Annotated in this window: 12 protein-coding genes; 7 read left to right on the top strand and 5 right to left on the bottom strand. The window is 66.5% G+C overall.

Translation table 11 applies throughout. The annotated features are described in order from the left end of the window. Nucleotides 1-201: 201 nt before the first annotated feature. Both L0P92_RS01695 and L0P92_RS01690 read right to left on the bottom strand, forming a co-directional pair. Nucleotides 202-1,419, bottom strand: coding sequence for a cytochrome P450 (locus L0P92_RS01695; protein WP_234760576.1), 1,218 nt, complete (start codon nucleotides 1,417-1,419; stop codon nucleotides 202-204). Between the two features lie 913 nt (nucleotides 1,420-2,332). Continuing rightward, entirely contained in the window at nucleotides 2,333-3,331 is a 999-nt protein-coding gene (locus L0P92_RS01690; RefSeq protein ID WP_234760575.1) for a helix-turn-helix domain-containing protein, read from the bottom strand. A 125-nt stretch (nucleotides 3,332-3,456) separates the two neighbouring features. Here L0P92_RS01690 and L0P92_RS01685 point away from each other — a divergent pair, with 125 nt between their 5' ends. From L0P92_RS01685 to L0P92_RS01660, 6 genes are all read left to right on the top strand, one after another. Further along, a complete protein-coding gene (locus L0P92_RS01685; RefSeq protein ID WP_234760574.1) occupies nucleotides 3,457-4,413 on the top strand; it encodes an alpha/beta hydrolase in 957 nt (318 codons plus the stop codon). A gap of 244 nt (nucleotides 4,414-4,657) precedes the next feature. Beyond that, nucleotides 4,658-5,578: an alpha/beta hydrolase gene (locus L0P92_RS01680; protein ID WP_234760573.1), complete on the top strand. Its 921-nt coding sequence runs from the start codon at nucleotides 4,658-4,660 to the stop codon at nucleotides 5,576-5,578. 306 nt (nucleotides 5,579-5,884) lie between these two features. Beyond that, nucleotides 5,885-6,367, top strand: a complete 483-nt coding sequence (locus L0P92_RS01675; RefSeq protein ID WP_234760572.1) for a VOC family protein — start codon at nucleotides 5,885-5,887, stop codon at nucleotides 6,365-6,367. A 490-nt stretch (nucleotides 6,368-6,857) separates the two neighbouring features. Continuing rightward, on the top strand, nucleotides 6,858-7,706 hold the full coding sequence (locus L0P92_RS01670; RefSeq protein ID WP_234760570.1) for an SDR family oxidoreductase: 849 nt from the start codon (nucleotides 6,858-6,860) through the stop codon (nucleotides 7,704-7,706). A 227-nt stretch (nucleotides 7,707-7,933) separates the two neighbouring features. Further along, on the top strand, nucleotides 7,934-8,947 hold the full coding sequence (locus tag L0P92_RS01665) for a GDSL-type esterase/lipase family protein (RefSeq protein ID WP_234760569.1): 1,014 nt from the start codon (nucleotides 7,934-7,936) through the stop codon (nucleotides 8,945-8,947). Nucleotides 8,948-9,761: 814 nt separating this feature from the next. Further along, nucleotides 9,762-10,154, top strand: coding sequence for a YybH family protein (locus L0P92_RS01660; RefSeq protein ID WP_234760568.1), 393 nt, complete (start codon nucleotides 9,762-9,764; stop codon nucleotides 10,152-10,154). Nucleotides 10,155-10,418: 264 nt separating this feature from the next. On the opposite strand, the gene L0P92_RS01655 is transcribed toward L0P92_RS01660, so the two are convergent. Continuing rightward, nucleotides 10,419-11,012: a CGNR zinc finger domain-containing protein gene (locus L0P92_RS01655; RefSeq protein ID WP_234760567.1), complete on the bottom strand. Its 594-nt coding sequence runs from the start codon at nucleotides 11,010-11,012 to the stop codon at nucleotides 10,419-10,421. A gap of 76 nt (nucleotides 11,013-11,088) precedes the next feature. On the opposite strand from L0P92_RS01655, the gene L0P92_RS01650 reads away from it, so the two are divergent. Further along, nucleotides 11,089-11,946: an alpha/beta fold hydrolase gene (locus L0P92_RS01650; protein ID WP_234760566.1), complete on the top strand. Its 858-nt coding sequence runs from the start codon at nucleotides 11,089-11,091 to the stop codon at nucleotides 11,944-11,946. Between the two features lie 794 nt (nucleotides 11,947-12,740). On the opposite strand, the gene L0P92_RS01645 is transcribed toward L0P92_RS01650, so the two are convergent. Together L0P92_RS01645 and L0P92_RS01640 are read right to left on the bottom strand one after the other, a co-directional pair. Continuing rightward, nucleotides 12,741-13,136 (bottom strand): hypothetical protein, encoded by a 396-nt coding sequence (locus L0P92_RS01645; protein WP_234760565.1) that lies wholly within the window; start codon nucleotides 13,134-13,136, stop codon nucleotides 12,741-12,743. 426 nt (nucleotides 13,137-13,562) lie between these two features. Then, entirely contained in the window at nucleotides 13,563-14,120 is a 558-nt protein-coding gene (locus tag L0P92_RS01640; protein ID WP_234760564.1) for a TetR/AcrR family transcriptional regulator, read from the bottom strand. Nucleotides 14,121-14,639 lie beyond the last annotated feature (519 nt).

Below are 14,639 nucleotides of genomic sequence, written 5' to 3'. Positions count from 1 at the left end.
ACACCAAGATCGGCTCTTGGCGATCAAGGCATTGTGCCTGTGATCGTCAAGAGCCGATTGTCATGTGACGGTGTGGGCCACTGATGTCACGCGGCGGCCTCTCATGAGTGAGGCTCGCAGCGGTCAGGGGCGACCAGAACATGAAGCGGCGTCACACGCCACGTACCACGAAGAAGGAGTGCCCGGGGACCGGACCAGGGATCACCACCGCACGGGCACTTCCTGCAGGCCGCCGACCAACAGGCCGTCGAGTCGTCGCAGTTCCTCGACCGGCTGAGCCAGGCGCAGCGTGGGCAGCCTGCGCAGCAGCGCTTCGAGGACGATCTGGAGTTCAGCCCGGGCCAGGGTCTGGCCGAGACAGGAGTGGGGTCCGGCACCGAAGGCAAGGTGAGGATTGGGCGTCCGGCTGAGGTCCATCCGGTCCGGCTCGGCGAAGGTCTGCTCGTCCCGGTTGGCTGCGGACAGACTGCAGAAGACGGTACTGGCGCTCGGCACGAGTTCTCCGCCGAGGTCGACGTCGTCGGTCAGGTAACGCCGGAGCCCGAAGCCGGAGTTCGGGTCGAATCGGAGTGTCTCGTCGACGGCGGTGCGCACGAGGGAGGGGTCGGCCAGTAGCTGTTCCCAGTGAGTGCGCTCGGCGAGCAGCATGGCGACCATCTTGCCGATCATGTTCGTGGTGGTCTCATGGCCGGCCACGAGCAGTCCCATCCCGACGCCGACGAGTTGTGCTTCGGACAGGCCATCGCCGTCTGCCTCATTGTCCTTGATCAGGGCGCTCAGGAGATCCTCGCTCGGTCGAGCGCGCTTGGCCACGATGAGTTCGGACATGTACTGCGCGAACTCGGCCTGAGACGCCCGGGCTTCGTCTGCGGAGTAGCGGCTGACGTTCAGGAACGCATTTGACCAATGAGAGAAACGGTCCCGGTCCTGGACGGGAACACCCAAGAGGTCACAGATCACGTAGACGGGCAGAGGAAAGCCGATCTTTGCCTTGAGATCCGCCGGCTGCCCGTGTTCGAGCATGTCGTCGATCAGAGAGTCCGCGATGGCCACCATGCTGGGGCGCAGCGTGGTCACACGCTTGGCGGTGAGGTGCTTGCTCAACAGCCGTCGCTGCCGCATGTGGGTCTCGCCCGTCTGGGCGCCGATGAGGCTGGGGTCACCGTTTGCGACGGGACCGCCCGCGCCGTCGGGAGCGATCCTCGCCGCGTTGTCCTGAGCCGTCGGGCGGGTGAAGCGGGGGTCGGAGAGGAGGGTCCTGACGTCATGGTAACGGGTCAAGTACGTCGCCTTGTCTCCACTGGGGAGTTCGACGGCGGCCACGGGGCACCGTCCGCGCATCTCCTTCCATTCGGTCGGGGCCTCCAGGGGCCCCGCTGTGGGCAGGGGGAGACGGAAGGACTGCTCGGGTCGGCTCATGAAACATCTCCTGGTGGGGGTTTCGTGGTGGGGGGTATGGCGTGGTGAGACCGCCGGCTCGAAGGTCGCGAGGGCGCACGGAACCAGCGGTCACCGCCTCGTGCGGGCGACCTGGTCGGCACGCCCCCGAGGGACCTTCGCGGCGGCTCCATGGGCAGCGCCTGGTTGTAGCCGTGCGGGGCTCGTGGCGATCAGATCGTTGAGAAAGAGCTGTTCGTCATCGAGGTGTTCCTCACCGACCACGGCGTACCGCGTGCATGCCGAAAGTCCTGCTCCATGCGCTGGATGACGTCCCAAGGGGACTGCCATGCAGGGCCGGGCGAGGGATGGTGTGGGGCGTTGGGGGCCCGCTGGGAGAGAGTTGGACAAAGCGGTATGGGTGAACTGCTGACGCACGTGAGCGCTTCCATGCCCGGCTCTGCGGACGACGCGGCGCAGTTGACCACGGTCCACCTCGTCCTTGGCGAAGACCGTCTCTGCGGCGCGGAGGGGCTTCTCCTGGGTGTCCGACCTTGCGGCTCTCGCTGTCCGTGGCACACGACCATATTAATGGTGACCATTATCGGCGGGAAGTGGGGAGTCACTTCAGCCCGTCGACCGCTGATCATGCGCAGACGGCACGCCGGGGTTGTCCGAGTGCGGAGCGCGAGCTGTCCGATCCCGTTGCGGATACTGAAGTCGATCCGCTCGACGGTATTCGCCCGGTGGATCGACATCCGTGTCCTCGCCGGCGTCCAGTCCGCCGTCCTCTGTCGACCCAACTCCGCCGGTTCGTGCAGACCCAGGGCATCTGAGCAGGTCAGAGGCGCGGTCCAGGAAACAGTCGGACCGCATACACCTTGGCCCGCGTTCAGGTTCTCGTGGGTCGGCCACCCGGAGTCGTTGTAGGTCGTCGCCCGCGCCGGATGCCGGGTCACACCTCGGCGGACTCGCGCAGCCGTCTGAGGAGCAGTGCGAGATCGAGGCGCCGCTTCCCCGCCGGAGTCGCGATCACGAAACCCAGCTGCTTCTCGGCGTGCTCAAGCCGCACCGCGAGCGTGCTGTGATGGCGGTGTATCAGAGCCGCGGCCTTGCGGACCGAGCCGGTGTCGCAGAACGCGGTGAGCGCTTCCAGGGTTTCCGTGCCGCCGGGTTCCGCTGTGATGCGATCCAGTGCGGCGATGTCCGGCACCTCTGAGATGTCCTGCGGCCGGGCGCGCTCGGCCAGAACGGCCAGTGCGCCGAGCTCGCCCCAGCGCACCGCGTGACGATGCTCCTGTCGGACGAACATCAGGGCGGTCCGGGCACGTCGCCACGCCGTGGGTGCCTCGATTCCAGGCCCGGGCGGGGCGACGCCGGCCGGGACGGGCCCATGGAGGTCCGTCACCGGTTGCGAGGTGATGACGGCATGAAGTCTGCCCAACTCGGAGATGTGGCCGCCCAACGTGTCAGCGACACCCTTGGCCTGTTCAGGCGTAGCTCGCAACGCCAGTACGGTCACTGTGGCGGTCGGCCGGATTCCCAGCAGGCGTAGTGCCCGTGACCGATCGGCTTCGCCCGCTCCGGCGGACAGCGCCAGCTCGACCAGTGCCGCGTTGCCGAGTCCGGTGGACGGAACCGACGCATGCTCCAGGAGCACGGCAGCGGTGAGGGCGAACCTCTCGACGAGAATCTCGTCGAGAGGGAGCGCGTCGCCCGGCCGGGCAAGCCACACCAGGTTTCCGCCGTGCAGTCGTCGCACAGTTGAGCCGGGTGGGACCTGGCTCTCGTCCTCGGCCACTCCCACAGGGCATTCCGCGAGTTTCGACGTCTCCCGTGTGAGCGTCTCCAGGTCCACGCGGCGCGCCATCAGCTCGTCGAAGAACCGGATCACGCGAACGGCGTTCTCCGCGGCGGCGTCGAGCGCGGAGAGCCGGAGCAGTAGCCCCCTCATGACGTTCAGGTTACGACACCGCCATCTGGTGGCTCTGGTGCGTGATTTGCCCGCCAGCTGCCGGAGTGTGATCGCCCCGCGGTCCGTTCATACTCGACTCCTGTATCGCCCGTCGAGGAGGCACCATGACCTACGCGTACGACCCCGAGATCGCGCCGTGGCTCGCCATGGTCCCGAACGGGCGGGTCACGGACGTTCGCATGATGCGCTCGCTGGGCGAAGAAGCGGTCAGTACCGGGCTGCCTCCGTACGAACCAGGCATCGCGATGGAGAAACGCGATCTCACCGTTCCGGGGGCTGAAGGCGCACCCGATGTCCCTGTCCGTGTGTATGAGCCCGCTTCGCGTGACAGCGATGTGTTGCCCGGCCTGCTGTACTTCCACGGTGGTGGGTTCTTCATGGGTGGCATCGCGGAGTTCGATGCCACGGCCACACGCATCTCCGCGGAGGTGGGTGCGGTGGTCGTATCCGTGGGATACCGCCTCGCGCCGGAGAATCCGTTCCCGGCCGCACTGGAGGACTGCTACGCGGCATTGGTATGGACCGCGAAAGCGGCCAGTGAGCTGGGGATCGACCCGGATCGCATCGGAGTGGCGGGAGAGAGCGCGGGGGGCGGACTTGCCGCGGCTGTCACCCTCCTGGCGCGCGACCGCGGTGGACCTGGCCTTTGCTTTCAGTACTTGGCGTCCGCGGAACTCGACGATCGCTTGGAGACTCCGTCGATGCGTGACTACGACGACGTCCCGCTCTGGAATCGACCTGCGGCCCAGGCCAGTTGGGACTTCTACCTAGGTGAGGGACGGCGCGGCACCTCCGAGGTCTCTCCCTACGCGGCGCCTGCCCGTGCCGAGGATCTGTCCGGGTTGCCTCCCGCGTTCGTCACGGCCTGTCAGTACGATCCGTTGCGCGATGAGGACATCGCATACGCCCAACGTCTGGCGCACTCTGATGTCCCAACGGAACTGGTCCTCTACCCGGGGGTCATCCACGGAGGCGTCGTCCCGGAGTCGGCCGTGAGCAAGCGCGTCACCTCCGACATGATCTCGGCATTGAGCCGCGGTCTGAAGGCGCGCGTCGCCTGAGGAGGCCGACGTGACGGCGCGATCACCACACGTAAGGGGGCCGGCCGGATGAGCACCTCTGAGCACGCCCGCTCATCGCGGCCCACCGAGTGCCCTGAGCTGCTCGACTGAAGCGGCCGAATCGGCGTCCGTGACCGACATCGGTGTTCCACGGCCATTCAGCGATCCATGAACGAGAAGGAAGAACGACATGGCGGATTCGCGACCCATCCACCTCCAGCAACGGCCTCCGGCCCCGTCAAGTGTGAGTGAGGAGGCGCGGGCCGCCCTCTCCGTCGACCAGTTCACCGACACCGTCGCCGAACCCGCTCTGGACGACACCGAGGGATGGCTGCGGTTCATCGAAGTCCGAGACGCGCCGGTGCGCGAGATGTTCGCTCAGTACCAGCCCTCGGAACGGCTACTGACGCGTCGTGAGATCGAGGTCGACGGCGTCAGGACCTATGAACTCGTGCCGGGTCACCTCGTGGAGAAGGACGAGGCTCCGATCGTCGTCGAGATCCATGGCGGCGGGTTGCTCATGTGCGGTGGAGACCTCGCATGGCAGATGAGCGCACACAAAGCAGTCAAACGAGACGCCATCACGTGGGTCCCGGACTTTCGGATGCCACCCCGTCATCCGTATCCGGCGGCTCTCGACGACTGTCTCACTGTCTACCGCCGTGCTTTGAAGGAGCGGTCACCCGATCAGATCGTTGTCAGCGGCGCGTCGGGCGGAGGCAATCTCGCGGCGGCGCTCCTGCTCCGGGCGAAGGACCAGGGCCTGCCCATGCCCGCCGCACTCGTGCTCCTCACTCCGGAGCTGGACCTCACAGAGTCGGGTGACTCCTTCCGCACGAATCTCGGCATCGACTACATGGGGCTCCTCACCCGATGGAATCAGTTGTATGCGAATGGAGAGGATCTCTCGCATCCCTACCTCTCCCCGCTGTTCGGCGATGTGACCGGATTTCCCCCTACTTTCCTGCAGACGGGGACCCGGGACCTCTTCCTGTCCAACACGGTCCGGATGCACCGCAAGATGCTGAACGCGGGCGTTCCTGTGGAACTCCGAGTGCTAGAGGCCGCGCCGCACGGCGGGTTCGGCGGGCACACACCCGAGGACGCGGAACTGGAGGCCGACGTGCTGCACTTCGAGAAGCGGCACCTTCGGGTATCCGAGTGAGAGCCGGCGGCCTCGCCGGGACCACCATCGACGATCGACACGGACACGGCCGCCCGTCGCCCAGCGCCGAAGGCCGCGATCCTCGTCAAGTGCGCACCGCGGGTCGGCCCCTGGCGGCGGACCTGCCGGGTGCGCCGCACGGAAGCCGATGTCATCACATCAAGCCTGAGATCCGCTGAATCGCCGAGGTCGCCCCATGGCGTGCCCGGCAACGACGAACTGGCCGTTGTCCACGGCCCGGTGCCGTCGCACCCGGCCACTGTGGCGAAGCAGGCCGAGGACAGATGTCGAAAGGAAGGGGCCTGAATGCTGCTGAGAGGCGCCGAGTTCTACAAGATCGGCATCGTTGTGGACGACCTCACCGAAGCCGTCTCTCGCTACCGGGAGCTCTTCGACTACGAATGGGGTGACGGAGCGACCGTCGCGCAGCCTTTCCCCGTGCTCATCGGGGACGAGATTCGTACGGTCACCAACCGCGCGGTGATCACGCGGCAGAAGCCGAGAATCCACCTCATCGAGGCCACGCCGGGCACGCCGTGGGAAGTCGATCGAGGCGGCCAGGTCCACCACCTCGCGTACTGGGTGGAAGAACTCCAGGAGGCGGCCCGCCAGATCACCGCACAGGGCTACTCCTTCGAATGCGGTGACGCGGCCGAGGATCCGGCTGCGCGCACCTGGGGCTACTACACCCACCCTCACGGACCACGGCTCGAACTCATGCGCCGTACCACGACTCCGGAGGAATGGGACGCCCGACTCGACAGCCTTGCGCCCTTCGTCGTCGGCTGATCCGCCGCTCAAGGGCTATGCGGCAGGACAGGCGGTACAGGCCCAGCACGTGCGCTCTGATGGTCGCAACGCCGCTGAGGAGAGGAGGACGTACCCATCGTGATGTCGAGCCGTGGTCGCGATGGGAGGTGAGCCTTGGCAGCACCATCCCGTCACGGTTCACCCCGCGCAGGACGCGCGGCCTGGACGGCACTGCCGAGCGCGTCCCTGCCACCGCCGGGTAGGGCGATGAACTCGGCTCCGAGCTGGGGTTCGCGTCGGCGCGGCTGCGGGTCATCGCGGCGTGTGGATGCTCACGACACGCGGCCTCGATCACGTGTCAGATCCGCCAGTGGGCTCCGCCCGCCAGTGGTCGAGTCAGCGCGGGGTTCCGGCCGGCCGAGTTTGTCGAGCCTGCCCATGACGCTGCCACGACAGCCACACCCAGAACCTGTGAGCTCTCCGCTCTTACGCAAGACCAGAGCAAACACCCTTGAAAGGCAGGACAAGCATGACCACTTCCGAAGCCGTCGAGGCCGTCGATGTCGTCGTGGGCGCGGGATCGGGTATGGGCGCGGCGTCCGCCGCTGCTCTGAAGGGCTCTCGCCGCCTGCTGCTCGTCGATCGCGACGAGGAGGCCGTTCAGCGTGTCGCGGACGAAGTCGGTGGTGAGGCCGTTGTCTGCGATCTCACGGATTCGGCAGCGATCGACGAACTCAGCGCGCGGATAGGCAAGCTGGGCTCGATGATCGTCACGGCCGGGGTCTCCGGAGCACCCGGCGAGGTCACGATCGCCATCAATCTGGTCGGTGTGGCGCGATTGCTGCACGCCGTGGAACCCGCCGTCGGTGAGGGCACCGCAGTGGTGTTGTTCGCGAGCATGACGGACCTCATGCAGTTGTCTCCCGAGATCGTCTCGGTGCTCGATGAGCCGCTGCACCCCGACCTGATCGCTCGCCTCCGGGCCGCCGGCGCCGATCCGTCGGACCCGGGCCAGGGGTACGTTTTGTCCAAAACCGGCATCGTACGGCTCGTTCGGAACAACGCGTTCGACTGGTGGCACCGTGGGGCGCGGATCGTGAGTGTCTCTCCCGGAGTCATCGATACGCCGATGCTGGCGCAGACCAGTCACCTGCCGGTCGTGCAGCAGATGAAGAAGACCGTCAGGCGCTTCGGCCGTCCGGAGGAAGTCGGACAGGTTGCCGCGTTCCTGGCCTCCGACAAGGCCTCCTATGTCACTGGGGTCAACCTCAATGTCGACGCCGGATACGTCACCGCCACCCAGGAGCGCACGGCTCTGCGTGAGTTGTACGAGGACTCGTCCGACGCGTCCGTAGAGCAGCTCGATCGAGGGGCGTGACATCCGAAGTCGACCGATGGCGTTGTCCGCCCGAGGGCGACGTCAGCGCGTGTCGCCCCGGCTGCCCGAAGGCCTTCGGGCCGGGAGCCCCCGCAGAAACCTGGAGAAGAGAGATGTTCGACTACTCGGCCAAAGACTTGGCTTCCGCCATCGACGGCGCCCTTCATGTGACGGCTGTCGGAACCGCGCTACGGCCCGCGCGGCTTCCTGCCCGGGCTGTGGCTCAGATGCCGACAGCCTTCATCCGGCTCACGGCCGAGACGGCCGCCGGAGTGCGGCTGCGACTGATCACCGAGGCGACCCGTCTTGAGATTCGCCTCGCCGTACAGCGATTTCACTTCGTGGGGGCGCCCTCGTTCGAGGTGTTCGCCGAACTCATCGACGGGGACACGGTGCACACGCTTCCCGTCGCGGGCGGCATAGCCGGCCTCGACCTCCAGACCGACAAGGTCGAGCGTGAGGAGGGCGAGGTGCAGACACTCGTGTTCGACGGACTGCCCGGTGGCCGCCGACTTCTCGAGGTCTGGCTTCCGCACAGCGCGGTGGTCGACTTCCACGGGGTCAGGGCCGATGCGCCGGTCGACTCCGCCGGACAGGACGAGAGGCCGCACTGGATCAACTATGGCTCCTCGATCAGCCACAACCTTTCGGTCCCTCACCCTACGGGTACGTGGCAGGCCGTCGCCGCGCGCGAGCTCGGTTGGCGGGCGACGAACCTGGGCTTCGCCGGCAACGCGATGCTCGATCCGTTCGTCGCCAGGGCGATTCGCGACACACCCGCCGATGTCATCTCTCTCAAGCTCGGCATCAACCTGGTGAACTTCGACTCGATGACGCTGCGTACCTTCCGTCCCGCGGTCCATGGCTTCCTCGACACGATCAGGGAGGGGCAGGCCGCGCCCCGCATTGTTGTCATCTCGCCGATTTCGAGCCCGCCGCTGGAGCACAGCCCGGGGCCGTCAGGGCCGGACGAGACGGGCTTGCGAATAGCCCCGGCACCGGGCGATTCGCCGCACGGTGGGGACTCTCTCACCCTGGTTCGGATCCGCGCCGCTCTTGAGGCCATCGTCGAGGAGCGCCGGGCGGACGACCCGGCCATCGAGTACCTGGACGGCCGGACACTCCTGTCCGAGTCCGACGACGCCGCGGGGCTGATGCCCGACGGATTGCATCCAGGAGAGACCGGCACGAGGCTCATGGGTGAGCGCTTCGCCGCGTACATACGGGGTCAGCAGAAGTAGAGCCGGGTACTTGGAATGCGGCCGGGTCGTGGTTCGCGGCGCCGTTCGGATGACGGGTACCGGGCTGTGGAAGGCAGTTCACGATCCGGTGCATTTCGCCGGGGGGCCTCGGTAGTGTCAACTCCTCGTTGAAATAGCAGCGTTAGCGCGAGGTGTGCTGACGCGGACCTGACGGTGGAATTGACGCCCGGGCCACAGGCCGAGGTACGGCGGCTGGAGTGCACCCGGTTGCTGGACGACGGTCTGACCCCACGGCAGATGGCCGACCTGCTTGACTGCAAGGGTGACGGTGGGCGATTCGCTGCACTGGTTCACCGGCGCCGGATCAGACACCCCCTCCAATGCACAGCCTCCGGGACATTCGGTCGTTCACCGACGGCGTTCCGCAGGCCGTGGGCGACAGACTGGACGTCTCCACGGAGGCGAACGGGGGGGACCTGACGACCTTGCGCACGGCTGGCTGTGCGTCGTCGCTCAGGTGGCTTGTTGAACCGTGCAGACGGAGACAGGGCGCGTGAGTTGATCGTGGCAGACCACCGCGTACTGGACTGTTGCCGGACGTGATCGCAGAACTCATCGCTGAGGTAGGGCAGTTGTGGCACGAAAAGCATCAGGCTCGGCTCACGGCCCGCCACGGCGGCGGGGCTGCCGGAGCCGGAGCATAAGCTCATCTTCGTCGCCCGGCGCCTGGCCACGTTGGTGAGCCTGCGCCATGGCACCATTCATGACGTACCGACCTGCTGGCTCGGCTGCTTGGTACGATGTTGGAGTCATGACAGATACTCATGACCCTCGGAGTCAACACCCTGAACCGATGGAGATCGCCCCCGATCCCGCCCTCCATGAGGCCCTGACAGCGCACGTCGCGCAGTGGGTCGACCTCTTCAACAAGGGTGAAGTGTCGGCTCTGGACCGGCTCTACGAAGATGTCGGCGTCCTCGTCCCTGTGCCGGGTCACCCGGTCGTCGGCCCGGAGCGGTCCGCCGTCAACGCCCGCCTGCTGAGCTTCGGGGTCCCCTTGGAGGCCCGCCTGCGCCGCTGCTACACGGCGGACGACATCGCGCTGCTTGTCATCGACTGGTCCCTCAAAGGCACGGACCCCGACGGAAACGAGATCAGCATGGCGGGCACCGCGACCGACGTTGTTCGGCGAGGAGCGGACGGAATCTGGCGCTACGTCATCGACAATCCGTCCGGCATCGAATAACCAGCGTCTGCGCAGCCTGTATTGAGACTGACGACCGCTACTGGGAATGCCGGCCGCATCCGGCCTCGGCAGCCTGGCCGTCGAGTTCTCGGCCCCACCCCGGAGTGGCCCGGGGCATCAGAGATGATGTTCCCGGGCCGAACAGCCGAGCACCCGCCGGCCCAGGTGTCGGCACTTCGCCGACGTCACCAGCAGGGTCATGCCCCGTAGCCAAGCGTGGAACCAGGTGTCGAGCCGTCTGAAACAGGGTTGGGCTCCTGCCGATCAGCCGTGTACACGGGAGCGAGCCTGATGGAGCCGGACCTTGGTGCGGTTTCCGCAACGTGTCATCGAGCACCAGCGGCGGTTGCGTGCGGGTGAGCGGTCCACGAAGCGCAGGGCACAGCGATCGGAGTCGCAGATACGGACTCGTCGTATCTCGGGGGAGAGCAGCAACTCGATCGCGTCCTGGGCTACGAGGCCAAGGCTCGCGGTCGCGCCATCGGCGACCCGAGCCGCGCTGCTCGACTCCAACCGGCCATCTCTGAGCACCAGGTGGAGCGCGGGGCGAGGGGCTGCCGCCGACGCCTCGTTGATCACGGTGATGTCGGCGGGAGTGGGCGGCGCACTGTCGGCCACGCGCAGCACCGTGCGGTCGATGGCTTCGCGCAGGGCCACCGAGGAGCGCAGTGCGGACGCGGGTGCATCGCCGGTGCGGACCCCGTCGGTGAGCAGGCCGGCCTCGCGCAGCCAGCGCGCAACGTCGTCCGGCTCGTGCAGTGTCTCCCGGGGCGAGGCCTTCCATCGATCGCGCAGGGTGTTGACGAAGTCCAGGCACACCCGCCCGCCGTGCCAGAGCCACTCGTCTTCCGCCCTCATCAGCCCATTGTCCACGAATACACAATAAAATAACCTCCAGAGGCGGTTAGTTGTTGAGGGCGGAGAGGGAGCAGCCATGAGTACGGCAACAGTGAGCACGGGTGTGGCCCAGGTCAACGGGATCCGTCTGCATTACACGCGCGCGGGCTCGGGGCCGCTGTTGGTGCTGCTCCACGGGTGGCCGCAGACCAGCCTGTGCTGGCGTCCGGTGCTCGGCGAACTCGCCACCACACACACCGTCATCGCCCCTGACCTGCGCGGTTACGGCCTCAGCGACAAGCCTGTCACCGGTTACGACAAGCGGCAGATGGCCTCGGACATCGCCGAGCTCGTGCGGCAGCTCGGGTTCGAGCGGGCGGCCGTCGTCGGCCATGACCGCGGTGCCCGGGTGGCGCACCGCTGGGCCCTGGACCGCTCCGACCAGGTCGAAAAGCTCGCCGTGCTCGATGTGGTCCCCACCCGCGAGATGTTCCGCCGCTTCGATGCCTCGGTGGCATCCGGCTACTGGCACTGGATGTTCCACATTCAGCCGGACCTGCCCGAGCTGCTGGTCGGGAACAACGTCCGCGCCTACCTGGAGTACTTCTTCGAACGCTGGACCTACAACCGTCACGGCCTGACTCCCGACGCCGTCGACGCCTACGTCCGAGCCTTCTCCCGCCCAGGCGCGCTGCGCGCCGGCTTCGACGACTACCGCGCCCAGGAACGCGACCTCGCCCTCGACGACGAGGACGCCACCGCGGGCCGCCGTCTGACCATGCCCCTCCTGGCTCTGTGGGGCTCTGCCGGCCTGCCTGCCCGGCTGCCCACCCTGGACATCTGGCGCCAGTACGCCGACGACGTCACCGCCGCCGAGATCCCCGCATGCGGCCACTTCATCCCCGAGGAACGTCCCGACGTCCTCCTGAGCCACCTGCGGAAGTTCCTCGGCTGACGACAACCGTTGAGCGAAGAAGATCATTTTCGACGCCACCCCATACTCCTCAGGTGCGAGGGAGCCGAGTGTGGAGTGCAGCTGACGCGGCAGCGGCGACATCCATCGGCCGTTCGCCGTAGCGGATCGACACGCTCATGTCCGCCTGCGTCGAGCAGGGGGCCGGTGGACCCGGTTCACCTGCCCGGAGATGTCCCTCGACGACCGGGTACACAGCACCGACACGGGCTTGGAGCCTGTGTCATATCCTCGGCCGGGCGCGCGACGCCTGGCACGCACTCCCCCACTGCCTTAAGGGCGTGGGGGACCCCCAGCCGCGTTGCAGAAACGTCCTGGTAGCTCCGCTACGAGGACGCTCCGGCGCCTTGCGATCACACGCACCAGACGCCGCGCGCTGATCCGACCGGAGATATGACACAGGCTCTTACCGCCGACTGGTGGAGCTCACCACGGCGACCGTGCGTTCCAGGGCGGCGACCCCGGCGAACCGCGCGATACGGCAACCGCCGCGGAGCTGTATCTCGGCCTGTCAGGCCGGGCGCGGGCGAGCCTGAATGCACCAGGAGAAGACGGGACAATGTGCCCGGAGCTTTCGCCGCGAGCACCACGCCCGATCTGCTGGGGGGTGAGCACCACCGGCACGATCGATGCGGCCGTGCCGCTGGAGTTCGTCTGCCGTGGGCTGGTGGGGCCGCCCGGAAGGCCGCCGACTTGCCCTGTAGCCACTTCGAGGAGTGACTACAGGGCGCCGACGCCCCCGAGTCAGCTGCTAAACGGGCGAGCTCGGTGCTGTGCTACTGGCCTCCGACGCGTACGTTGATGACCTGGCCATCTTTGTCCTGCGGGATCCATGCCCCGCTCATCTGTATGGCGTCGTAGCAGCCGTGGCTGGACCAGATCGTGACGTTCGTGTTCGCTGGGACGCTGACCTCGACGTCCTTGGGGACATGCGGTGCGAAGCCCGTGTGGCAATCCCAGTTGCCGTGGGAACCCGGCACCGAGATCATGACAGCGTCCTCGGCCCAGGAGGGATCGGGGTTGACAGTGATCCGCAGGATCACTGTCACATCGGATGCCTCTTGCTGGGCCGGTGCCGCTGCAGCGGGGGTGACCGCCAAGGTGCCGGCGGTCAGTATCGATCCTGCTACAACACTCATCCGTGCTCGGTTGGAGCGTGAATGACGCTTCATTTGTACTCCTGTCATGCGTGCTGCCGGATACGGCGCCGGTGACACTTGCCTGCTACGGCGCGGAACGGCAACGCACGGTCCTGTAGGGGGAGTTGGGCGTGACCCTACGCAGCTCTACTTGAATTTTCAATGGTGCTGCGCCGTGCTTGCTGGGACAGGCGCGCTGCAGAGATGGCCGAATTGCATTGGTCGAGGGCAAGGCTGAGGAGGTTCCGCCGGGCCTGCCGCGGGATGGGCGCGACTCAACGCATCTGCCTGTCGCCTCACGCCTGTGACGAAGCCATGAGCCAAGCGTCCAACAGTGTGCTGAACGGTCGAGCACGTCCACCCGCACATCTTCGACATGGGCGAAGGAGATTGCTGGGTCAGTCTCACCGCGACGGTGGCTGCACCGGACGGTCTCCATGACGTGGAGGGGATCGATACTCAGAGACCGAGGCTGGGGAGGACGACAGAATCGATGTATCGGCTCAGGAACGCGCGATCGATCGGCTGGTCTTCGATCAATAATCTGCAGAGCAGAGCCCCAATCAGGAGATGGGGCAGGTACTGCGCTGCCTTGTAACCCGAGCGGATCTCGCCTCGTTCGATTGCTCGGTGCAACAGGGTGTTGAGTCCGGTCGGTTCAGAGTCGACCAGTAGCTCTTTTAGGGCTTTCAGGAGATCAGGGTTGGTTTGTACGGCTTTGGCCAAAGCTCGCACCAATGTCGCGTTTTTTCGGATTTGCTCATCGTCCGTCAGCGTCAGCATGGCGTGGAGGTCGCCGCGCAGTGATCCGGTATCCGGGTCCTCAAGGGAGGTGCCCCTCGCATGTTGCAGAGCCTTGGCTACCAGTTCGGGCTTCCCCCTCCATCTCCGATAGATGGTTGCCTTGCTGCACCGGGCATGGGTGGCAACGGAGTCCACGGTGAGTGCCTCATAGCCGACCCTGCGCAACTGGTCGAGGACGGCGGTGTACAACTCCGCCTCCCGTTCGGCTGTCATACGGCTACGGCGCGTTCGCGGCACGGCAGCCCGCTGCGCAGGAGCGGCAGACGTACTCGATGCACCCGCGAACGTCATGTGTCACCTCATGCTGAATCAGATCGCTTTCGTATACCAACAAAGTATCCGAGGGCTTCCGCGTGTGACACCGCTTGGGCGGCGCCCAACTGCACCAAGGCCTGATGCGAACGGCCACCGTCTCGACCGTCCAGCCAGGCTGAGTGACGACCACAAGTTTCCGGAATCGCCCCTCCTGCCGAAGCCAGGTGCACGTCGCGCTGCCCGGGCGAGGCAACAGGTCGCGGGTCACGGTCCTGAGGACAGAGGAGAAGCCGGTTCTCAAACCCAGACGAGTACGGATCCTCGGGCGTAGCCGCAGTCGCCCGCCTCTGGCTGGGCTACGACCTGAGCGCCGGCTCCCGCGCCTGTATAGGCGTCACCCCTGAGCTTGTTCCGCTTTGGCGGAGACCATCGGTGTGGTGGTCAGGCTGTGAGTGCGGTCTCGTATGCGGCGGGACT

The sequence above is a fragment of the Streptomyces muensis genome, from assembly GCF_021474425.1.
Taxonomy (GTDB): domain Bacteria; phylum Actinomycetota; class Actinomycetes; order Streptomycetales; family Streptomycetaceae; genus Streptomyces; species Streptomyces muensis.
The sequence above is the reverse complement of the archived record's forward strand: the minus strand, read 5'-3'. Positions and strand labels throughout refer to the sequence as shown.

What these genes read in the sequence shown, in the direction of transcription:
- L0P92_RS01695 (WP_234760576.1), bottom strand. Translation starts at nt 1,419, where the DNA reads ATGAGCCGACCCGAGCAGTCCTTCCGTCTCCCCCTGCCCACAGCGGGG.
- L0P92_RS01690 (WP_234760575.1), bottom strand. Translation starts at nt 3,331, where the DNA reads ATGAGGGGGCTACTGCTCCGGCTCTCCGCGCTCGACGCCGCCGCGGAG.
- L0P92_RS01685 (WP_234760574.1), top strand. Translation starts at nt 3,457, where the DNA reads ATGACCTACGCGTACGACCCCGAGATCGCGCCGTGGCTCGCCATGGTC.
- L0P92_RS01675 (WP_234760572.1), top strand. Translation starts at nt 5,885, where the DNA reads ATGCTGCTGAGAGGCGCCGAGTTCTACAAGATCGGCATCGTTGTGGAC.
- L0P92_RS01670 (WP_234760570.1), top strand. Translation starts at nt 6,858, where the DNA reads ATGACCACTTCCGAAGCCGTCGAGGCCGTCGATGTCGTCGTGGGCGCG.
- L0P92_RS01665 (WP_234760569.1), top strand. Translation starts at nt 7,934, where the DNA reads ATGCCGACAGCCTTCATCCGGCTCACGGCCGAGACGGCCGCCGGAGTG.
- L0P92_RS01660 (WP_234760568.1), top strand. Translation starts at nt 9,762, where the DNA reads ATGGAGATCGCCCCCGATCCCGCCCTCCATGAGGCCCTGACAGCGCAC.
- L0P92_RS01655 (WP_234760567.1), bottom strand. Translation starts at nt 11,012, where the DNA reads ATGAGGGCGGAAGACGAGTGGCTCTGGCACGGCGGGCGGGTGTGCCTG.
- L0P92_RS01650 (WP_234760566.1), top strand. Translation starts at nt 11,089, where the DNA reads ATGAGTACGGCAACAGTGAGCACGGGTGTGGCCCAGGTCAACGGGATC.
- L0P92_RS01645 (WP_234760565.1), bottom strand. Translation starts at nt 13,136, where the DNA reads ATGAAGCGTCATTCACGCTCCAACCGAGCACGGATGAGTGTTGTAGCA.
- L0P92_RS01640 (WP_234760564.1), bottom strand. Translation starts at nt 14,120, where the DNA reads ATGACAGCCGAACGGGAGGCGGAGTTGTACACCGCCGTCCTCGACCAG.